The sequence below is a fragment of the Microvirga sp. BSC39 genome (assembly GCF_000739015.1).
In the GTDB taxonomy this organism is placed as follows: Bacteria; Pseudomonadota; Alphaproteobacteria; order Rhizobiales; family Beijerinckiaceae; genus Microvirga.
Genome location: NZ_JPUG01000060.1, coordinates 67,432 through 87,334 on the forward strand (window position 1 = coordinate 67,432; position 19,903 = coordinate 87,334).

Consider the following 19,903-nt stretch of genomic DNA (forward strand, 5'->3'; position numbering starts at 1 on the left):
CGCCATTCAATGCCGTGCCATTATCATGTTATAAGGCTGAGCACGATAGCGCGGCATCCAAGCATGAGCCGCTTCCAAGGACACCGTTGATCGATCTGACGGGGTCTCCTATGAAGAAGGCGCGTAAGTTCTACTAAAGCTCAAGCGGCGACCGCTGGTATTTGATCCGTGATTCTTCAGGGGTTTTGTTCATCCATCACGAAGCCGATGCGGCCTCGGGCGGGCATGTGGAACATGAGGACCTTGCGGCCCTCCTGAGCCGAGGCAATGGTCCAGAACAGCAGGAATTGCTGCGCCTGATCGGAACACTGGTCGAGGAACACCCCGCTCACGCGTGACGCTCTGACGGGTTTGATCAGCCTTTGGCGAGCGTCACCGCGACCGTGAGCCCTTCCGGTTCTTGGGACTGCTCACGCTTCCTGTGGTTGCGACATCATCCGTATTGGCTGCGAGCTTGCCACCAGACCTGACTGCATCCATGTTCCATGCAATGTTCTCACTGGGGAGCAGATGCTGGACAAGCTTGCGCGTTGCACGGGAAAGGTGCTTGCCTGCCTGGGCCAGAGGCTTGAAGTCAGTGAGCTTGTGAGATGCTCCGGGTTTACCTGTAAAGACGCGCAGCCCATCCGGAAACATCACCATATCGCCGGGACGCAAGGTGCTGTCAGCCAGAAGTGCCGGAACAGGATTGGCAATCTCTCCCATAGGTTTGGGCTCAATGGGCTTCTTGACCTCCAGTTGCTCCACGACAACAGGCCTCGGGCGCGGGCGGGCTTTTTGGCGGGGCTGCTCAAACCCAGGATCAGGCGGATAGCCGACCGATTGCGGCGGCGGCGCTGGTGGCGTGGGTTGGGAGAAGGCTCCGAACAGACCGAAGATGCCTTGAGCCTGGGCTGGCACAGCACTGATCGCAAACGGAAAAGCCAGAGCTATTGTCAGGAGACTGAAAGGCTTGATCAGTCTGATAAGCCTCATCCCGAGCTTCGGCATCCCCGCCTCCTATGATGCCGGGAGAAACGCGGCCAAGCTGTTCCCGTTCCTACTACTTTGTTGCAACCGAGAGATAAACATAAGTTAGCAAAACGTGGCTGTTCGTCAGGAACGCTACTCGGCCCTCCTCGTTGATGGCCTAACGCCAGAAAGAGAGTGAATGGGTAGGAACGCCGATGGGACATAGAGCATCCGGCGACTGGCCGGAAGGATACATGATCGTTGTTCCTCATTCCTGGAGAGACGATCATCTCTGGCTGGACATCCAGATTGAAACCCAGGAGCGGATCGGAACGGCCCTGCGCGAAATGTATGCCGACCTCGAACGGCTTTCCTTGTCGCCAAATCTGATACTTCTTGTCCGTCAGATTGAAGCGGGCCGTAGTGCTTCTGAAGCTCATGGTTGAAGACAGACTGCGGAACGAGATCATTGCAGCCATTCCGAAGCTGCGAGCCTTTGCGATATCCCTGACAGGTCACTCTGAACGCGCTGACGATCTGGTACAGGACACCATCGTGCGGGCGTGGGGCGCTATCGACCAATTTGAGCGAGGGACGAATCTCAACGCATGGCTCTTCACGATCCTGCGCAATCACTTTCATTCCGAGTACCGCAAACGCAAACGCGAGGTGGAGGATGCTGATGGGTCCTATGCCGCTCGACTCAGAACATACCCCGATCAGCATAGCCGTCTCGACTTCGAGGACTTCCGAGCAGCGTTAGCAACGCTCCCCCTGGAGCAGCGAGAGGCTCTGCTCCTGGTTGGGGCGCAAGGCATGTCCTATGAAGAAGCGGCTGAGGTGTGCCAAGTGGCAGTGGGGACCGTGAAAAGCCGTGTAAACCGTGCTCGGACGAGGCTGGCGTCCCTCTTAGACTTGTCAGGTGAGGCTGACTTGGGGCCTGATGATCTGACCAAGGCGGCTCTGGCGATGAGGTGAACGGCTTATTTCAATTCCATAGGAAATGGCCAAGTTTGGCTGTTCAGGTTAGGTTCAAGGCAGTTCGCCAAGGCTGAACCATGCCCATCCAAAATACCAGTAAGCCGCTTGTCCTGATTTTGGAGGACGAAGCCTTGATTGCGCTCAACCTCCAAGACGAGTTGCAGGACGCCGGATACAAGGTTGCTGGTCCATTCACGACTTGCGCGACGGCTCTCGAATGGCTTCAGACCACCACGCCAGATACTGCCATTCTGGACGCAGCCCTGAAGGATGGTCCCTGCCGCGAGATTGCCCTGGAGTTAAGCCGCCGTGAGGTCCCTTTCCTGATCTATTCAGGTCATCACGAGGACCGCCAGTTTCTGGCTGATTTTGATCATGTGACCTGGATTGAGAAGCCTGTCCCGCCCTCGGTGCTGGTCCAAGCCTGCCGACAGCTTTTGGTCGGCTGCGACTAAATTGTCTGGGGAGATCAGCCACTTCGCTCGAACTAACATAGATCAAGCACGTTCTCACGAGTGGTGTCACTGGTAATCTCCTCGTGTTGAACGACAAGTTGCTTCCCGCCTGGACTGAGACTGACCGGCTCGCAACTCTGCGCAGCTACGGGGTTCTCGACACGCCGCCAGAGCCTGTGTTCGACGATCTGGTGCAGCTTGCGGCCCGTACATGTCAGACGCCCGTTGCTCTGATCAGCCTCATCGATGAGCGCAGGCAGTGGTTCAAGGCCGAGATGGGGCTCGGGGTTCGTGAAACCTCGCTCGACCGCTCGATCTGCCTCAGTGCCATGTTACTGCCGGGGCTGACCATCGTTCCCGACCTGACTCAAGACCCTCGCTTTGCCCGTAACCCGCTGGTAACCGGGGAGCCGCATCTGCGCTTCTATGCCGGGGCGGTGCTGCGCACCCCTGACGGAGTGCCTTTGGGAGCGCTTTGCGTCCTTGATCATGTTCCGCGTCATCTGAACGAGGATCAAGCGGACACCCTGGCCCTGCTTGCGCGGCAGGTCATGTCGCAACTAGAACTGCGCCGTGTCATTGCCGAGCGGGACGAGAAGTTGGAGACGAGCCACCAGATTGAGGAGCGGCAGTCGCTGCTTGTGAGAGAACTTCATCATCGCGTGAAGAACACGCTGACCACCGTTCAGGCGCTCGTCGGAGCCACGGGTCGGTCCACCGGCAGTTTTGACGAGTTCTACCGCTCGTTCTCGGACCGGATCACCTCGCTGGCGAGAACCCACAATCTCCTGACCGAGGATTACTGGCAAACTGCGCCCCTGCGGGAGATTGCCCTCAATGAGCTAAAGCCGTTTGCCGACAGCCGCGTGCCACGCTTTCTGCTGCTTGGTCCATCGGTCGAGTTATCGGCCGATCTCGCAGTGCCAATTGGAATGGCACTTCACGAACTGACCGCGAATGCTGTCCGCTATGGGGCTCTCTCAAATCAGACGGGGCATGTTCGGGTTCAGTGGAACGTGGATGAGGTCGAGGGGACAAGGAGGCTCCACCTGGAGTGGATGGAATTCGGTGGTCCTCCCGTGAGTGCACCTCAGGACCGGGGGTTTGGCTCGACCCTGCTACAGCGGGTCGTACCCATGCAATGCAATGCCGAGGTGGAGATTTCGTACAATCGAGAGGGCCTTCGATACCGGATGGATGTGCCTCTGATCGAACAACGGCTGGTCCCGACTTACTGAGCAGCTTCGCTCTCGCGCTAGGATGAGGCGCAAGGTTCCCGTGGAAAATGCTCCTGACAACTTGATCCTATGTGCCAAGGTCGTAGATTGAGAACAATACGGGAACATAGATCAGCAAAGCACGAGTCGCACCTTACGGAGAGATGAGATGATTGGCGAAGTGAACTTTCACAGCAGGCCGCAATGGCACACGTGGGCCGAGTACAGCGTCATTGCTGCCTCAATCATTGCGGCCTTTGTTGTCTTGGTAAGTGCTTAGAGCCCAAGTGAGGTCCCAGCCCAATGGGTTGCTGGTCGGCGCAGGTTACTGCTTTGGCTTTGCACTCGATCTATTCGGGCCAGAGCAGCTTCGATCTTCGGAGGCAGGGGCTGTCGGATGATGTCAGCATAAAAGCTGCGGAGGTCCTCGCCAATGATGCGCAGAAGGTCTTCGTCGGATACCGGTGAAACTCTTCTGCCACCCGCGCCGCTGCTTCCCATCACCGCCTCCAAATCACCGCCTAAGTAGATGTACCGAGGCGTTGAGACGACGTTAAACATCTTTTTCAGGAGGCTGTGGATAACGGGCAGAATGGTACGTTTTCTCGCCGTCATCACTTGCTTGCCATCAGCAGAACCTGATTGACCATTCGTGGGTTGGGTCATTCCGGCTAACGCGACTCATACTCAAGCGAGACACTGGTCGCTATAGCGATGGTAAGTTCCTCACCGCCTACTCGTTGCGGTGAGGTGCGTATCCTCGACCTGTTCGGCCATAATCCGGCACGTCTGGTTTGCGGTTTTGTCTCCCACTATGAATCAGCCATGCAAGGGCGTATCCGGCAATTCCCGCCATAAGCAGCGCAAGCAACGGGTGTCCCGTCACCTGCTGGGTCACGGCTCGTTGGCCCTCGCGAATGTACCGCTCTGCCTCCGGATAGCGTTCTCGTGCTTGCCGCGCGTAATGCTCGCCTCGGCTGTACATGTCGTGGGCGGCACCAGACGCTTGATCGACCACGTCTTGCAAAGCTTCCCGCACATGATCCAGAACCTCCTCGGTTGATCCTTGCTCCGAGTGAACTCGCTGGTCATCCGCTGCTGAGGACGTAGCATCTTGATCAGGTGCAGGGCCTTTGGTGATGGTCACGGAGACCGGATCGCTCGTTGGGAAGGTCTCCTCAACTGCATGGTCGAGCCTTGCATCAAGGTTCTCTTGGGAGTTCTCAGCCAGTCTGTTGTCGGAGGGACGCTCCGTAGGCTTGTCCTCCTGCCGATCAGGAGTGGATCGACTGCTACCACCGTGTGCGTTGACCATACGGGTCCTCCAAGGCGCTCAGAGCAGGTTTGTCGTCAACCTGCACCATTCGTAACGCCAAGGCTGTTAGCCCCGTTCCTGGGTACCTAAACTTATGAGAAGAGCTTGGCGGACGGGTTAAGCTCTTCTACTTCAAATTCGCCAAGTGTCGTGAGCCTTAGGCATGAAAGAACCCTCGGCTTGTAGCTGCTTGGAAGAACTACTTGTTTATATTCCAAATATCAGTAGAGAGTTTCCAATCATTTCCGACTTTCTCCCAGACCACCACATACTTGCCGGTAATCTCCTGCGGCTGTGATGCTTTTGTCCGGAACGAGAAGGTGCCAATCTCAAGGGCTCTGTCGCTCCCAAGCGGCTTCACCTCAACAGTGGCCAGCTTGCCATTGCCAAGCTGCTCCGCAGCACCCTTCCAGAACGCCTCAATGGCAGTCCTGCCCTTCATCATCTCGGCCCCAGGCGGCAGGATGACGGCCTCCTCGGTGTACAGGGCGGCAACTCCTGCCGCATCGCCCGCATTGAAGGCTTGGGCAAACTTGTCGTTCAGGCTCTGAATGGTTGCCTTGTCCTGTGCCACGGCGGGGACTGAGAGGCATAGACAGGTGGCGGTAACAATGGCGTGGATACGCATGGCTTCCTCCCTCGATCAAGCATGAACTCCACACACCAGGGCTTTTATTGTACAACCGTTGCCAGGACAGGGCATTATCCTGCTGCGGCAAGCTGACATATACGAAAGAGTTATCCTCTCTGTCGGCTTTCAGACAGACGCAGGGTGCATTGTTCAGTATTCCCCGGCGCGTCTTCAGCAAACCTCCTGACTGCACGGGCTGACACCCGCCTGAGTTCTCATTTTGAGCTGGGTGAGAGCCGCTGCATGACTAAAGAATGCTGAATTAGGACTGTTTAGGGATGAACCGTTTCTTCAGAATGGGCATGGGCTGAGCTTAAGCACCTGAGCAAGGGTGCGGCTCAGCCCAATTCATTGGGGCCACAATGCAGAACCACCAGCAAGTCTCCTCTGCACTGGACCGCCTGATCATTGGTGCGGAGCAGCCGTTCGATCTTCGCGCCCTGTGGCAGAGCACGTCACGGACCCTGTCCAATCTCGACTTTGAGCACCAGCATGAGATGCAGCGGGTTGAGCGCGGCAGGACTGACCCTGCGCTGAAGAGACAGATCATCGACAATCTGAAGCGGCGGCACCGCGAGCGGCGTCAGCCCTACGTAACCCTGATTGCCGAACTCCAAAGCCACCTCGCGTCAGCGACGCCGCACGATCTTCAGGCAACGGGCTGACAGCACTTTCGCTTTCTCGGCTCATTTATAGGTCCGGACCGGAACCTTGAAGTGCCTGAAGCGGCGCTTTCTGTTGCCTGCTGTCTGGTATTGCTCGTTAGCGTTGAGGCAACGTTCAGAGGTTACGTCGCCTAAGTCGAGCTTGTTCACATAGATGTGATTGGAAGAACAGCATAGGACTTTTAGCTGAGAACGGTTTGTCGGGATTCGGACAGACAGACTTTCCGCTCCTTGTTTACTTTTGATTAACTCGGAAGGCTAAACAGGGGGCAGTGATGACTGCGCAGACGCTCACGCTTGTTCACAACAACCCGTCTGTCATTGTTCCGCCTTCTCGCAGTCTTTCGCCAGCCATTCCAACCGCTCTGATCTGCGACAACCCCCTTCTGCGCTCAGGACTTCTGCACATCCTGCGGGTTACGCTCTTTGCAGTTGCCGAGGCCGCATCTGTCACTGGTCCAAAGAGCCTTCAGTATTGTGCTCTCAACACGGCTCTGGTGATCATCGAAGCCAGCCAGAACACCGGTCGTGTGCTGGAGGTAATCAGGCAGGTAAGAGAGCAGTCTCCAGAGACCCGGATCGTTGCTCTGGCGGATCAGTTCGACCTCAGCTTCGTGCGGACGGCCCATAAGGCAGGCGTGAACGGCTTCTGCCTCACCGCCAGTGGCCCTGAGGTGCTAATCAACTCACTGGAACTGGTCATGCTCGGGGAGAGCATTCTGCCCGTCAAGGCGGTGCGATCCCTCATGGAGAGGGCTCTCCCAGCCGGCAATCAACCGGTTCAGGGTGATTGCGTGGCAGAGTCGAAGCTGTCTGAACTGACGGCCTGCAAGCTCTCGGCGCGGGAGGCGGAAATCCTGGGCTGCTTGACGAAAGGAGAGCCGAACAAGGTTATCGCCCGCAAGCTCGACATCACCGAGGCGACCATCAAAGTCCACGTCAAGGCTATCCTGCGCAAGATCGGAGCGTCCAATCGCACCCAGGCTGCGATGTGGGCTTCTCAGCGCCTGCCGAGAACAGGGGTGTCTGACCTGAATGTCTGAGACATCAGTGATGAAGATTGCCGTTGGGGATCAGGTGCGTGTCCACTTCCACCCACCTTACCCAACGCGGAGCTTCTGCGAGGGTACGGTCAGTCGGGTTGATGTCACCACTTGTGAAGGGCGCTTCTTCGTGGTCGATGTCATGCATGAGGTCATTCTCGACCGGGAGCACCCAATCAGGCGTGGTTTCCAGGATTTCGTCCGCTATGAATGTCCGACTGACTTTCCAGGCCGGATTGAGGTCCTCTCGACCGCAGAACAGAGCATGGCCAGCGAGCCGCTGCCGACGGCACCGGAAGCACAAAAAGTAATCGGCCAGGAGGCGGATGACCCTCTTTCGGCTGAACTCGATGTCCGCTCCGGACCCGAGATCGAGCAAATACCTGAAGCAGGGATAAGGTCGGAGGAAACTCCGGTCGATGTCGAGCCAGAGCCTGCCAATAAGCAGGGTGGTCTGCTCGCCACTTTATTTAGGCGGAAGAAATAGCCGCCTGACGCCCATCTAACTGACAGCCCTGACTTACCATCTCTTCGTTGCCTCTCAATCGCCGCGCCGTGACGATCTTCAGGCAGGGATGCAGGCTCAAGCTCAGAACAGGATCGGCACAACATTGCGCGAGATATATGCCGCGTTATCGAGCCAGTAGACTGCTCATAGCACCCAGGGCAGTCGCCCGATCAGGAGCGTAAGCTCCCGGAATCAAGCTGCCCGAGTGCGCTTGGTAATGTGTGCTCGGTACGCCGCGGCCGACTTAATGGTCACCGTCCCAGCTTCGGTCAGCTTCACGATCTCGGCCTTGGCTCGTCGTGCCGACTGTGCGGTGTAAGACGGCTTCAACGTGACCTGAACGCGGCTTGCGATGTGCCTCCGATAGGCACCGGCCTGTCGTGGATTCATGGTCTTCTTCGCGACAAGCTGAGCCAGTTGCTCGTAGGCTCGCTGGGCTTCTGCGGGTGTATAGCTCTGCTTCTTCTCAAACATAGGAATATCCTTTCTGTGATAGAGCGGCCCGTATGGATACAAGCATCCGCTATTTCCGGGAGGGCTCCTATTTAAGGTAGGGAGGCTATCGTTACAGCTTCAATGGGAGAGCCTGATGCCTATGAAGTATGTTATGCTCCGACTTGACGGCGGCGAGTTGCTACCGCTGCTCTTTCCCGAATTCATGCAGCACTCCCACATGGCTCAGTCTGCACCAGCCACAGTGGTGAGCGCGGGTCACGTCCATCTGGAGGAAGGGAAGATCATTGCTCGTGGGGCATCAAGCTCTCTGGATGTCCTCTCACGAGAGGAGGATAGCGGCATTATCCAAGCCTATCTTGATGGGCAGAACGTCGTTCAGCAGGAACTCTAATTCCCAGAGAGGGCGATTATGGGTGCTGCGACCCAATTTCTTTGACAGCGTTGAAGTGTTCTGGTGCAGTCATCCTTCGTCAGGAACAGGAAATTGCCCTTACAGAGCACCTCAAGCCTCCAAGACCTCTTCCTGAAGCACCTTCGGGATCACAGATTAGAAGTGACTATCTTTCTGGCGAATGGGATCAGGCTACAGGGTCAGATCAGATCGTTCGACAACTTCACAATCCGGCTTGACCGGGGCGGTGGGACGCAGGTCATTTATAAGCATGCAATTTCTGCGATTAACCCAGCAGAGCCAATCCAACTGATAGACCCAGCTTCAATCGCGTGAGAAAGCCCCATCCTAAACCCTGTTGAGGATGCGGATCAGGTCATCTCAAAGAACCGTTCGACCAATTTGTGTAAACTTCCTATCGTCTGCTGGAATTCGGTACAGCGCACGTATGATGTCAAACCGAGAGGAGCCCGCATGAAGAAGGCGCGTAAGCTCTACGAAAGCCCAAGCAGTGACCGTTTGTACCTGATTGCAGACCCTTCAGGGGCTGTGTTCATCCATCCTGAAGCCAATCTGGCTTCAGGAGGACAAGTGGTCCATGAGGATATCGCCACCTTCCTGAGTCGCGGCGCTGGTCCAGAACAGCAGGAATTGCTGCGCCTGATCGGAACGCTTGTCGAGGAGCACCCTGCCCACACGTGATCCCTCTGAAAATCAATCAGCTTAGACAGCCTAAAAAAGGAAAATCCGCCCCACGGATTGCCTACTCTCAGTTCTCGTCAACTTCCGGCAAGAACGCGGTATTCTCGATTCCGACTTCAACCTGAATGCGTGATTAAAACGGCTCTGCCAAAGTCCCTAAATTCTGATTTTTTGTCGATCTACCCCGGATATGTGGCTTCTCCCTGGCGCGAATGCTGCTATGCTCCCCTCTGTTCTGAGAAGAGGGAGGGTGTTCAATGCCGCGTACCTCTACCGCGCGACTGGCTTCTGCCGCGTCGATGCAATGCCCCTCGTATCCAGCCAACTTGCTGCCCCAGCTACAGAGCACCCTGGCGGCACTGGCGGATATCGAGCTTCGCTACCACAGTGATCAGGAGCAGCTTCAGGGATGGGGAGGCCCCGAGGCCATCAAGATGCGGTTCGCTGCCCAACTTGCAGAGCGCTATCAGAGAGAACGCGCTCCCTATGTTCAGAGGCTGGCCGAGTTACAGCTTCTGATGGATCGGATTGCGCTCCGTCATTAGCTCCGTGACCTTCCGCCTCTCATTGGGAAGAAACCCAAGGAGGAACACATGCGCGATGTTCTATCCATCTCACTCGCAGGGACTGCCCTGTTTGCCCCTTCATTCTCGTTGGTTCTGGCTCAGACAACCACCCCAGCAACGCCTCCTAGCGACGCAGCGGCAGCGCCTGTGGGCAGTCTTGCTGATTGGTGGTGGGTCCTTCTGCTGGCGGTCGTGATCGCTGCTGCGGTTTGGTATTTCACCCGCAGGCGGACGACCTTATAGGGGGCGTATCGATCATGACCAAAATGCCGCTTAGTCCCATTCAGAAGGTTGTCAACTCGGTCTGGAAAGCCGTGCGGATGTTGGAAGACCGTCCCGCACCGGCACTGTTGCATTAACTTCGGGAGACACAATCCGTAGCGCCATTGCTCTCATCAACAGCTACTACATCCTGTGGCTTGACAGCTTAATGCAACAGAGCCCCATGGCCGATGCAGCGCTCCGCGCTCGGCGGCCTCGCGTCCCCAGTGCGAGGCGCACACCCCGGTGCCGGCGCGTCTGCCTCGGGAGGCGCGGCCTCTGCCTCTGCCGCGGGGGTGCATCAGCACGCCGGAACGGTCGAGATCGGGCCGGATGACTACGCCGCTTTCGAGCAGTCCTTGCACGAGATCCAGATGGCTGACGGCCGCGAGGATGTCGCCGCCTTGTGGGGCCTGGCCACGCCCAAGATGGCGGGGTACTTCCCAGAGGAGCTGAACACGGCTTCTTGGCGAAAGCCGCAATTCAGACCCTCGACACCACCTGGATGATGATCCAATGGTTCTCGCCACCTAGCTGGGCTACCCACAAAAACATTGCCCCAAGTCCAGTGCAACTGCCGCCATTGGCGCCGGCGATTATGGGTCTAAGACCAAGGGTGAGTGATCCGGCGGGCTCCGACCTGCTTCCGGGATACGGAGCGCGACCGAGCGGCACGGCGTCAACTCCACCACGCGTCGGCCCGGCGGACAACGCGGAGCGCGTCGCGGGCTGCTTTGGTCGCGGCAGTGCGCTGCGGCGAGGATCGGCCGCAGTTCCTCGCGATGGAGAGATGATGGAGCAAAGCACCTGACAGTGCATTCGAGGCTGCAGCCATCCAGTACGCGGCCCGCAGTGAGTCTGTCAGCCTCCGGTCCATACCCAGTGCCGACAGGTAGGCTGCAAGCAACGTGTCATGGCGGCGCCGCCCCTCCGGTTCCCAGTAGCTGACCGACTGCAGCCAGGAGCTGACATCCTCTAGGGGGGATGAAACGCGCGCGCGGCCCCAATCGAGCAGGATCGGCGTATCCTGGCCACCTCGGCGGCTCAACATGACATTCCCCGGGTGGAGGTCGCCATGGATGGGGCGAGAGCCAAAGGGGCGTTCGGACAGCAGCTGCTTCCTGTGAGCAGGGAGGGCGCGGACCAGTCGGTCGAGAGCAGGCAGGTCCCGCGCAAGAACCGCCAGGTCGGGATCGCTGCGGCATTGTTCCAGGGTTGTCCGTGTCAGCTCTGCGACAGCCTGGAGCTCTGCTTCATAGTCCCATTCGGGAACAAGCGCCGTCGCCCCTGCCGCCGCCGTGTGAAAGTCCGCCAGGCGGGCCAGTAACTCCTCTCCTGCTTCGAGACTACGCCACGGCCAGGCGGTTGTCCGGCGCACCGCCTCGATCAGCAGGAGGATGTCGCCGGAACCGGTTCCCTCGACCGCCAGAAGCTGCGGAGCCAGGTCTCGGGCGTACGCGGCCACAATACGTTGATAGACGGCAGCCTCACGCGCCGGGCGGCCCGTCAGATGCTTCGCGACAAGGCGGAACATCTGCTGACGGCGCGAATGGTTGCGGTAGCGCACCGTCACCAGGGTGACACCAGAAGCCTCGATGCCGCCCCGCAGGGGCTTGCCCTCTATGTGAATGTCTTGTGCTGGCGCGTGTGTAACCTGCTGTAGTACCTGGCCGATTGCGTTTGTGAGTTCAATTCGCTTTTCCATCCGTCATGGATGGTACTGTCCGAATACCTATTCAACCCTGCTCCAGTTTGTTCGGCGATATCGGACGCTGGTACAGAGAGAGGGCTTAGCTGATCGACCCCTGCTTCCAGTGAGGTTTACGGATCGCGCGGATTGAAGAGTGCCGGGGAGCAGGACGTCATCGACCGCCAGCGGCACCGCAAGGAAGACGCCGGGCAAACCAAACAACAGACCGAACACCCCAATGGCGAACAGCACCACCACGGGCGGTATTGCTACCGCCCGCTTCTGGATAAACGGCGTGATGACGTTTTCCTCAATCTGCTGGATCGTCAATATCCATCCGACGGTCCACAGCAGGCTCGGGGATGTCACATTAACTGAGTATAGCCGTTGGGCTGCCCGTCAAGGTCAGCTTCTGCACAGCCCAAGTCGTTGATCTCCCTCGGTGCGAGTTTTTTCCTTGACGAGTACAGGGCAGTATTCGCCGTTAATGCGACGTCCCCCCTCAGGAGCGTGGATTTTCCGCAGCCCGACGGACCTACCAGGATGACGAACTCGCCATCTTGGATGTCGATTGAGACACCGTGGATGACTTGTTGCGAGCCGTAGGCTTTTCTGACATCCCTGATCTCAACAGAAGCCATGTGATGCCCGCTCCCTGTTGATCGTTTGATCGGCTGTGTTGCCAGACAGAATGCAAGAGAGCCCATGTGGTTGGGCAGCAGGCGTAATATGCGCCGCGACGGAAGATCGGCGTCGAACCATTCACTTCCTCCGTATTCCTGCTATTTTCGGCTGCGCATCTGACGTGCGCTTACATCTTATAGCCTGGGATATTTTAGGAGTATTAGGGCAAGATCAAGCGCCTAGTTCAAGCAGGGTCGCTGACGCCATGTTCTGCTTTCCGCAATGGAGCGAGCGCCTCGTGCAACATAGGATCGCCGACGAGTTCAGGTTAAACTCAGACCTTCGCGCGCCGGATACTGAATACTTTCTTAGTTATCTGAGAGCTTAGACTTCCAAGCGGAAAAGAGCTTCGATGAAGTCATCCACATCGAGGACGAATTGGGCGGTCGGTTCGAAGCTTGAGCCGGTGCAGGGGAGAGAGATATGAGCGGCAGCAGGCGGTTCAAAGGACGTAAGGCAATCGTCACCGGTGGAGCGTCGGGCATCGGCCTTGGCGTAAGCGCCAGGCTAGCCCTCGAAGGGGCTCAGGTCGCCGTTTGGGACATGAGCGAGGACGCCCTTGCCTTAGCTGGGGACAGTATCGGAGCAGGTGTCACAACGATACGGGTCGATATCACCGACCCGCAAGCTGTCGAGAGGGCGCGCGATGAAACTCTCGCGGCTCTCGGCGGCATCGACATCCTCGTTGCGAGCGCCGGTATTACGGGGCCGAACACCACGGTCGCGGAATATCCCGTCGACGCCTGGCGTCAGGTGATCGAAGTGAACCTGAACGGACTATTCTATTGCAACCGCGCAGTGGTGCCTTCGATGCTTGCAGGCGGCTACGGCCGCATCGTCAATGTGGCCTCCGTCGCCGGTAAGGAGGGTAATCCGAATGCCTCAGCTTATAGCGCTTCTAAGGCTGCCGTGATCGGCCTGACAAAATCCCTTGGCAAGGAGTTGGCGAAGAACAACATCACTGTGAACTGCGTCACGCCGGCTGCCGTCCGCACGCCGATCTTCGACCAGATGACTCAGGCGCATATTGACTACATGCTCTCAAAGATCCCCATTGGACGCTTCGGAACAGTGGAAGAGGTGACGGCCCTGATCTGCTGGCTTGTAAGCGAGGAGTGTTCCTTCACGACCGGCGGCGTCTTCGATATCTCGGGTGGACGCGCAACCTATTGAGCGGAGGGAGAAATTTGCAGAGAGGCGCCGTCAGCTTAACCAGGGGGTGACTGGATTGAGGCATGTGTGAGGGATAAAGAACACCCGTCATCCTCGCTATGCCCGCCACCGCTTTCCGGCTGAGGTGATCATTGCCGTCTGGTTGTACTTCCGGTTTCCACTCAGCCTGTGCATGGTCGAGGAGATGCTCGCCGCCCGAGGAATCCTAGTCAGCTAGGAGACGGTGCGGCAGTGGGCGCTGAAGTTCGGTTAGAACTTTGCTAACCGGATCCGCAGATGTCTGCCCGCACCCGGACAAATCGCACCTCGATGAGGTGGTGATCAGCATCGCGGGCCGGAAGCACTGGCTCTAGCGCGCCGTGGATCAGCACGGGGCCGTGCTCGACATCTCGGTCCAGAGCCGGCGCAATGCCACAGCCGCCAAGCGTCTGCTGCGCAAGCTTCTCAAGAAGCAGGGCATGGCTCCTCGCGTAATGATCACGGACAAGCTCGCGAGCTACGGCGCGGCTAAGCGAGAAGTCATGCCCGGCGTCGAGCATCGGCAGCATAAGGTCTTAAACAATCGAGCGGAAAACAACCATTAGCCGACCCGACGACGCGAGCGCATCATGAAGTGCTTCAAGTCAGCCAGCCGGTCAGGCCCAACGCTTTCTCTCGGTTCACGATCAAGTAGCAAATCTCTTTGCCGCTCTACCCACTCCAATGCCGCTGATCATCGCCGTGCCCGTGCTCGGGCGTTCCAGGCCTGGCCTGAGATAACCGGCGTCGGGACTGTCGCCTGATCCAGCCTCAAGCCAGGGTCCGCGTATCCTTCTCTGACAACTGACAGTGCCGTCCAGGCTGAGAATTCTGCCTGAGAGCATTACCCGGCTTTGCCGAACCGCTGCTCCAGAGAGGCGATGTAGGTGTCACGTGACGGGCTGAGGTGCTCCCGGCAAAGCTGAACCAACTTCTCCCGATCAGATGCTTTAAGGGCTTCGATCATGGCCCAATGGTCGTCTCTTGCCCGGGCGAGATGCACGGGACTTGCCGCCGTGTAGGATCGTGCGCCATGGACCTTCTGGGCAAGGCTCTGGATGATCTCGACCAGATGCGGGTTGCCACAGGCACCAAAGAGCGCGTTGTGGAAGGCCATATTCGCCCGAAAGGCGGCCCGAGAGTCTCCCCGCTCAACAGCAGCGGCGTGCTGCCCCTGGATTTTCGTTAATGCGCTGATCGTCTCTGGCCGAGGTGGTAATGGAATCTGTTGTGCCGCCAAGGTCTCCAAAGCTTCTCGTACCGAATAGATCTGCCCAACCTCGGTCGGGCTCAGCATGCGCACAGCCGCGCCCTTATTCTGCACGCGCTCGACCAGCCCCATACGCTCAAGTTCGGCAATCGCCTCTCGCACCACGTGCCGTTTGACCTCAAACCGGGAGGCGATGTCCTCCTCGATTAGCCTTTCCCGCGGCTGCAACCACCCAAGGACAATCTCCTCCTCAAGGGCACTCGCCACCTGCTTCACGCGGGCTGCTGATGCCTGACGCTCCACACTGTCCATCTCGACCCCGTCAGCTTCGACGTTATTGTTGACAATCCTGATAACACGTCAATGATCGCTCGTCATGAGTAATGATCCCAAATCACCTCCGTCGGGCCTGCGCCGCAATCTCACCAGCTACGGCGATCCAGGCTTCTCCCTGTTCCTGCGCAAGGCCTTCATCAAAGCCGCCGGCTTCTCCGATGACGCTCTGGACCGGCCGATTGTCGGCATCACCAACACGTTCAGCGACTTCAATCCCTGCCACGGCAATGTGCCCCGCTTGATTGAGGCGGTGAAGCGCGGCGTCATGCTGGCGGGTGGGCTCCCGATGGAGTTCCCCACGATCTCCATCCACGAGTCCTTCGCCAGTCCAACCAGCATGTTCCTACGCAACCTCATGGCCATGGACACAGAGGAGATGATCCGCGCCCAGCCCATGGATGCGGTGGTGCTGATTGGCGGATGCGACAAGACCGTGCCGGCCCAGTTGATGGCCGCTGCTAGCGCCGATGTGCCGGCGATCCAGCTGATCACAGGACCGATGCTCGTCGGCTATCATAAGGGCGAGATGCTCGGCGCCTGCACCGACTGCCGCCGTCTCTGGGGGCACCACCGGGCTGGGGCCATGGACCAGGATGAAGTGGAGGTCGTCAGCGGCCGTTTGGCTCCGACCCAGGGCACCTGCATGGTGATGGGCACGGCCAGCACCATGGGCTGCCTTGTCGAGGCGCTGGGAATTGCCCTGCCGGGGACCGGCTCGATTCCAGCCACCCATGCAGACCGGATCCGGGCGGCTGAGGCCAGTGGTCGTCAAGCAGTCTCGCTGGCGAAGAGCGGAATTCGCCCGAGTGAGGTGCTGACTGAGGCGGCCTTCCGCAATGCTATGGTCGTGCTGCAGGCGATCGGCGGCTCGACCAACGGGTTGGTCCATCTGGCAGCCATTGCCCGTCGCCGTGGGATCAAGATCGATTTGGAGGAGTTCGACCAGATCGGTCGCAAGGTGCCCGTTCTGGTCGATCTAAAGCCCTCGGGCGCCCAGTACATGGAGCACTTCCATTGGGCTGGCGGTGTTCCCCGCCTGATGCAGGAACTGCGCGATCATCTCGCCTTGGACGCTGTCACGATCACAGGCGAGACCATCGGAGCCATCGCTGATGCGGCCGAGGACGTGCCCGGACAGACGACGATCCGAAGCCAGGACAATCCCCTGAAAGTCACAGGCGCCATGGCAATCCTGCGTGGGAACCTGGCTCCCTTGGGAGCGGTGATCAAGCACTCGGCGGCATCGCCGGAGCTTCTTCAGCATACCGGCCGGGCGGTAGTGTTCGAGTCGGTCGAGGATCTGGTGACCCGGATCGATCATCCGGATCTCGATGTGACAGCGGACGATATTCTGGTTCTACGCAATGCCGGGCCAAAAGGAGCTCCCGGCATGCCGGAGGCCGGTTACCTGCCGATCCCGAGGAAGCTTGCACAGGCGGGGGTGAAGGACATGGTGCGCATGTCCGATGCACGCATGAGCGGCACCGCCTTTGGAACGATCGTTCTTCACATTGCTCCGGAATCCGCTACCGGCGGACCTCTCGGCCTCGTGCGGAATGGCGACCAGATTCGGTTGGACGTGCCCGAGCGCCGTCTCGAGCTCCTGGTCGACGAGGATGAGCTGGAGCGCCGCGCCAAAGAATGGCAGCCACCCGCCCACCTTACCGAGGAACATCGCGGATACCGTGGTCTTTACCTCAAAAGCGTTTTGCAGGCCGACGAGGGCTGCGATTTCGACTTCAGCTGATGGGCGGCAAGACCCAGGCGAACTCAAAAACAAATCTCATGGAGGAAACACTATGCTTCGCAGAATGCTTCTTATCAGCGCCGCAGCTCTCGTCGGAGCGGGTATGTCGGCCGGAACCAGCGCCTTCGCCCAGGAGAACTACCCAACCCGTCCCATCACGCTGGTCGTGCCCTACGCACCCGGCGGGGCGACGGACATCATCGGCCGCGTCGTTGCTGAGGAAATGTCGAACACCATCGGGCAGCGTGTGATCGTCGAGAACCGACCGGGCGCTGCCGGAAGCCTGGGAGCCGCGGCCGTCTCACGTGCGGATCCCGACGGCTACACCCTGCTGATGGGAGCGCTCACCAGCCACTCCATCAACATGAGCCTGCAGGCCAAGCCCGGCTTCGACCTCAAGAAGAGCTTCGCCCCCATCACCTTGGCCGGTAATGTCGGGCTCGCGCTGGTCGTCAACCCCGCTGTCGAGGCCAAGTCCGTCCAGGAGTTGATTGCCCTGGCAAAGGCGCAGCCCGGAAAGATCACCTATGCGTCAGCGGGTGCCGGTTCGCCCCAGCACCTTGCCGGCGAGATGTTCAATTCCATGGCCGGCACCAAGCTCGTGCATGCCCCATACCGCGGCAGCGGGCCGGCGATGACGGACATGATCGGCGGGCATGTGCAGGTGATGTTCGACACGATCCCGTCCATCCTGCCCCATGTGCAGGGAGACAAACTGCGGGCCCTGGGGGTCACCACCCAGGAGCCGTCCGAGTTCATGCCAAGTGTACCTACAGTGGCATCTCAGGGCTTGAGCGGGTTCGAGGTCGGTTCTTGGTTTGGTCTACTTGCACCGGCCGGAACCCCGGAGCCGATCCTGCAGAAGCTCAATCAGGAGATCGTCAAGGCTCTCAAGGCACCCAAGGTCGTTGAGGCCATGCGCGTTCAGGGCATCACGCCGAAGCCCGGAACGCCCGAAGATGCGTCTCGGCTGATCGACAGTGAGATGCAGAAATGGTCTGAGCTCATCAAGAGCACCGGTGTTAAGGCGGCCGAGTAGAAAGGTCAGTAGCCCACCGGCTGAACAGGCCGGCGGGCGTTCGCTCAGCTTCATCAGGAGATCTCAGGGTGACAACGATCAAACGGGTGGCTGTGATCGGCTGCGGAACTGTTGGCGCGAGTTGGGCTGCTCTCTTTCTGGGCCATGGTCTTGACGTGGCAGCCTACGATCCGAGCCCAGCTGCCCAGGAGCAGCTGCATTCGTTTGTGGATCATGCCCTCGATCAACTCTCGGAACTCGGCACTCGAGAGAAAGGCGAGCTTCGGTTCTCAGGTGATCTGACTGACGTGCTGGGTGCCGCTGACTTCGTCCAGGAGAACGTTCCGGAGGACGAAGCCTTGAAGCGGCGGATGCTCGCTGACATCGATGCGCTCGCGCGGGAGGGCGTGATCGTGGCCAGCAGCACGTCGGCCCTTCTGCGGAGCAGTATCGTTGCGGAGTGCAAGACACCGCACCGGTTCATCGTCGCGCATCCCTTCAATCCACCACACCTTGTTCCGCTCGTGGAACTCGTCGGCGAGGATGAAAGCATTGTTCAGCAGGCGGCCGAGTTCTATCGGACCCTGGGTCGCCGGCCCGTTATCCTGAGACGGGAGATGCCGGGACACATCGCGAACCGGCTCTCGTCCGCCCTTTACCGGGAAGCGGTCTACCTGGTGGAGCAGGGCGTGGCGAGTGTGGCTGACATTGACGCAGCCCTGTGCAATGGGCCGGGCTTGCGCTGGGCCGTCATGGGCCCGCACATGACCTATCATCTCGGCGGCGGCCCGGGCGGCATCGAGCACTACCTCTCCCACTTGGGCCCAAGCCAGGTCAGACGATGGGCCTCCCTCGGAAATCCGCCGCTGAGCCCCGAGGTGCAGAAACAGATCGTGGAAGGCGTGGCTAAAGAGGCTGGCGACCGTTCGATACAGGAACTGGAAGAACGGCGGGACCGGGCCCTTCTCGAGATCCTGAAGTCCCGGACCGAAGTTGCAGGAAAGCCATGATGGACCCGCTGATCATCACGGTTGCTCCCAATGGGGCACGTCGTGGCAAAGCTGATCATCCGGCTATCCCGCTCACCCCAGCCGAGATCGGGGTCGAGGCGGCCCGCTGCCAAGAGGCAGGGGCTTCGATGATCCACCTGCACGTCCGAGATGCCGACGGGCGGCATTCCCTTGACCCAGACTTGTATCGGGCCGCCATTGCGGCCGTCCGGAAGGAAGCAGGCTCCGATCTGATTGTCCAGGTGACGACTGAGGCGGTTGGCCTCTACACGCCGGATCAGCAGATCGCCGCCATGCAGGCGCTTCAGCCGGAGGCCTTCTCCGTCGCTGTTCGCGAGCTCATTCCCGATATGGCGTCCGAGACTGCGGCCGCCCAGTTCTTGAAGGAGCAGGCTGAGCGTGGGGTGTTCGTCCAGCACATTCTCTATGACGAGAACGACGTGCGGCGGTTTGCTGACCTTCTGGATCGGGGGGTTATTCCTCGCATCAGGGCAAGCGGGTTGTTCGTCCTCGGGCGCTACACGCAGGGGCAGCAATCATCGCCGAACGATATTCTGCCTTTCCTCAACGCGTGGGCTCTCGACCTGCCGTGGTCCCTCTGTGCGTTCGGCTGCCGTGAGGCGGCTTGCGCAATCACAGCGGCCTGCTTGGGCGGCCATGTTCGTGTTGGGTTTGAAAACAACCTCCACCTGCCGGATGGGACCTTGGCGCCCGACAATGCTGCTCTGGTCCGCGGGGTTGCGGATGTGGCCAGATCATTGAGGCTCACGGTCGCAACATCCGAGGAGGCTAGGCACGTGTTCGCCCATGAAGGATAGTTTCCGGCGTGGAACAGAGGGCAGTCAACTTAATGACTTGAGACAGGTCTACCATCT

25 protein-coding genes and 2 pseudogenes are annotated in these 19,903 nt (G+C 59.0%); 17 read left to right on the forward strand and 10 right to left on the reverse strand.

Annotated elements, in window-relative coordinates; all coding sequences use genetic code 11:
* Nucleotides 1-176: 176 nt before the first annotated feature.
* Both MA07_RS30120 and MA07_RS10395 read right to left on the reverse strand, forming a co-directional pair.
* Nucleotides 177-332 (reverse strand): hypothetical protein, encoded by a 156-nt coding sequence (locus MA07_RS30120; protein WP_160195420.1) that lies wholly within the window; start codon nt 330-332, stop codon nt 177-179.
* 40 nt (nt 333-372) lie between these two features.
* Entirely contained in the window at nt 373-990 is a 618-nt protein-coding gene (locus MA07_RS10395; RefSeq protein ID WP_036350197.1) for a hypothetical protein, read from the reverse strand.
* Between the two features lie 215 nt (nt 991-1,205).
* Here MA07_RS10395 and MA07_RS28875 point away from each other — a divergent pair, with 215 nt between their 5' ends.
* The 4 genes from MA07_RS28875 to MA07_RS10410 all read left to right on the forward strand — a co-directional run bounded on the left by MA07_RS28875 (nt 1,206) and on the right by MA07_RS10410 (nt 3,625).
* On the forward strand, nt 1,206-1,397 hold the full coding sequence (locus MA07_RS28875) for a hypothetical protein (protein WP_244445220.1): 192 nt from the start codon (nt 1,206-1,208) through the stop codon (nt 1,395-1,397).
* The gene (locus tag MA07_RS10400) at nt 1,390-1,929 is read left to right on the forward strand and encodes a sigma-70 family RNA polymerase sigma factor (RefSeq protein ID WP_200879355.1); all 540 of its coding nucleotides are present in this window, start codon (nt 1,390-1,392) and stop codon (nt 1,927-1,929) included. Before MA07_RS28875 ends, MA07_RS10400 begins: the two co-directional genes overlap by 8 nt.
* An 80-nt stretch (nt 1,930-2,009) precedes the next feature.
* Nucleotides 2,010-2,387, forward strand: a complete 378-nt coding sequence (locus MA07_RS10405) for a response regulator (RefSeq protein WP_052003043.1) — start codon at nt 2,010-2,012, stop codon at nt 2,385-2,387.
* Between the two features lie 83 nt (nt 2,388-2,470).
* A complete protein-coding gene (locus MA07_RS10410; RefSeq protein ID WP_036350199.1) occupies nt 2,471-3,625 on the forward strand; it encodes an HWE histidine kinase domain-containing protein in 1,155 nt (384 codons plus the stop codon).
* 255 nt (nt 3,626-3,880) lie between these two features.
* Here MA07_RS10410 and MA07_RS29600 read toward each other — a convergent pair whose 3' ends face one another.
* From MA07_RS29600 to MA07_RS10420, 3 genes are all read right to left on the reverse strand, one after another.
* Complete coding sequence (locus MA07_RS29600) at nt 3,881-4,270, reverse strand: hypothetical protein (protein WP_152568818.1); 390 nt, start codon at nt 4,268-4,270, stop codon at nt 3,881-3,883.
* 67 nt (nt 4,271-4,337) lie between these two features.
* Nucleotides 4,338-4,919, reverse strand: a complete 582-nt coding sequence (locus MA07_RS30470) for a hypothetical protein (protein ID WP_200879351.1) — start codon at nt 4,917-4,919, stop codon at nt 4,338-4,340.
* A 199-nt stretch (nt 4,920-5,118) separates the two neighbouring features.
* Nucleotides 5,119-5,547: an SgcJ/EcaC family oxidoreductase gene (locus MA07_RS10420; RefSeq protein ID WP_036350203.1), complete on the reverse strand. Its 429-nt coding sequence runs from the start codon at nt 5,545-5,547 to the stop codon at nt 5,119-5,121.
* Between the two features lie 365 nt (nt 5,548-5,912).
* Here MA07_RS10420 and MA07_RS10425 point away from each other — a divergent pair, with 365 nt between their 5' ends.
* From MA07_RS10425 to MA07_RS10435, 3 genes are all read left to right on the forward strand, one after another.
* Nucleotides 5,913-6,215, forward strand: coding sequence for a hypothetical protein (locus MA07_RS10425; RefSeq protein ID WP_036350205.1), 303 nt, complete (start codon nt 5,913-5,915; stop codon nt 6,213-6,215).
* 275 nt (nt 6,216-6,490) lie between these two features.
* On the forward strand, nt 6,491-7,258 hold the full coding sequence (locus MA07_RS27730; protein WP_052003044.1) for a response regulator transcription factor: 768 nt from the start codon (nt 6,491-6,493) through the stop codon (nt 7,256-7,258).
* 10 nt (nt 7,259-7,268) lie between these two features.
* On the forward strand, nt 7,269-7,745 hold the full coding sequence (locus MA07_RS10435; protein ID WP_036350207.1) for a hypothetical protein: 477 nt from the start codon (nt 7,269-7,271) through the stop codon (nt 7,743-7,745).
* A gap of 213 nt (nt 7,746-7,958) precedes the next feature.
* Here MA07_RS10435 and MA07_RS10440 read toward each other — a convergent pair whose 3' ends face one another.
* On the reverse strand, nt 7,959-8,240 hold the full coding sequence (locus MA07_RS10440; protein ID WP_036350218.1) for a hypothetical protein: 282 nt from the start codon (nt 8,238-8,240) through the stop codon (nt 7,959-7,961).
* Nucleotides 8,241-8,355: 115 nt separating this feature from the next.
* On the opposite strand from MA07_RS10440, the gene MA07_RS10445 reads away from it, so the two are divergent.
* The 4 genes from MA07_RS10445 (at nt 8,356) to MA07_RS10455 (ending at nt 9,860) form a co-directional block, all read left to right on the forward strand.
* Nucleotides 8,356-8,613, forward strand: a complete 258-nt coding sequence (locus MA07_RS10445; protein ID WP_036350229.1) for a hypothetical protein — start codon at nt 8,356-8,358, stop codon at nt 8,611-8,613.
* Nucleotides 8,614-8,706: 93 nt separating this feature from the next.
* Entirely contained in the window at nt 8,707-8,949 is a 243-nt protein-coding gene (gene hfq, locus MA07_RS10450) for an RNA chaperone Hfq (RefSeq protein ID WP_036350484.1), read from the forward strand.
* 138 nt (nt 8,950-9,087) lie between these two features.
* A complete protein-coding gene (locus tag MA07_RS28885) occupies nt 9,088-9,315 on the forward strand; it encodes a hypothetical protein (RefSeq protein WP_081928902.1) in 228 nt (75 codons plus the stop codon).
* A 257-nt stretch (nt 9,316-9,572) separates the two neighbouring features.
* Nucleotides 9,573-9,860, forward strand: coding sequence for a hypothetical protein (locus tag MA07_RS10455; RefSeq protein ID WP_036350241.1), 288 nt, complete (start codon nt 9,573-9,575; stop codon nt 9,858-9,860).
* Nucleotides 9,861-10,821: 961 nt separating this feature from the next.
* Here MA07_RS10455 and MA07_RS10465 read toward each other — a convergent pair.
* The 3 genes and pseudogenes from MA07_RS10465 to MA07_RS28890 all read right to left on the reverse strand — a co-directional run.
* Complete coding sequence (locus MA07_RS10465) at nt 10,822-11,847, reverse strand: aminoglycoside phosphotransferase family protein (protein ID WP_052003045.1); 1,026 nt, start codon at nt 11,845-11,847, stop codon at nt 10,822-10,824.
* Between the two features lie 27 nt (nt 11,848-11,874).
* Entirely contained in the window at nt 11,875-12,201 is a 327-nt protein-coding gene (locus MA07_RS10470) for an AI-2E family transporter (protein WP_036350250.1), read from the reverse strand.
* A 131-nt stretch (nt 12,202-12,332) separates the two neighbouring features.
* Nucleotides 12,333-12,473, reverse strand: a pseudogene (locus tag MA07_RS28890) (ATP-binding cassette domain-containing protein); the annotation flags it as partial.
* Between the two features lie 466 nt (nt 12,474-12,939).
* Between MA07_RS28890 and MA07_RS10480 the strand changes: the two are divergent.
* Nucleotides 12,940-13,689: an SDR family NAD(P)-dependent oxidoreductase gene (locus MA07_RS10480; protein WP_036350255.1), complete on the forward strand. Its 750-nt coding sequence runs from the start codon at nt 12,940-12,942 to the stop codon at nt 13,687-13,689.
* 73 nt (nt 13,690-13,762) lie between these two features.
* A pseudogene (locus tag MA07_RS28895) lies at nt 13,763-14,471 on the forward strand (IS6 family transposase).
* 80 nt (nt 14,472-14,551) lie between these two features.
* Here the strand turns inward: MA07_RS28895 and MA07_RS10490 are convergent.
* Complete coding sequence (locus tag MA07_RS10490; RefSeq protein ID WP_244445221.1) at nt 14,552-15,193, reverse strand: GntR family transcriptional regulator; 642 nt, start codon at nt 15,191-15,193, stop codon at nt 14,552-14,554.
* A gap of 100 nt (nt 15,194-15,293) precedes the next feature.
* On the opposite strand from MA07_RS10490, the gene MA07_RS10495 reads away from it, so the two are divergent.
* The 4 genes from MA07_RS10495 (at nt 15,294) to MA07_RS10510 (ending at nt 19,846) form a co-directional block, all read left to right on the forward strand.
* Entirely contained in the window at nt 15,294-17,000 is a 1,707-nt protein-coding gene (locus MA07_RS10495; RefSeq protein WP_036350260.1) for an IlvD/Edd family dehydratase, read from the forward strand.
* Between the two features lie 52 nt (nt 17,001-17,052).
* Nucleotides 17,053-18,039, forward strand: a complete 987-nt coding sequence (locus MA07_RS10500; RefSeq protein WP_036350262.1) for a tripartite tricarboxylate transporter substrate binding protein — start codon at nt 17,053-17,055, stop codon at nt 18,037-18,039.
* A 68-nt stretch (nt 18,040-18,107) separates the two neighbouring features.
* On the forward strand, nt 18,108-19,028 hold the full coding sequence (locus tag MA07_RS10505) for a 3-hydroxyacyl-CoA dehydrogenase NAD-binding domain-containing protein (RefSeq protein ID WP_036350264.1): 921 nt from the start codon (nt 18,108-18,110) through the stop codon (nt 19,026-19,028).
* On the forward strand, nt 19,025-19,846 hold the full coding sequence (locus MA07_RS10510; RefSeq protein ID WP_036350266.1) for a 3-keto-5-aminohexanoate cleavage protein: 822 nt from the start codon (nt 19,025-19,027) through the stop codon (nt 19,844-19,846). Before MA07_RS10505 ends, MA07_RS10510 begins: the two co-directional genes overlap by 4 nt.
* Nucleotides 19,847-19,903 lie beyond the last annotated feature (57 nt).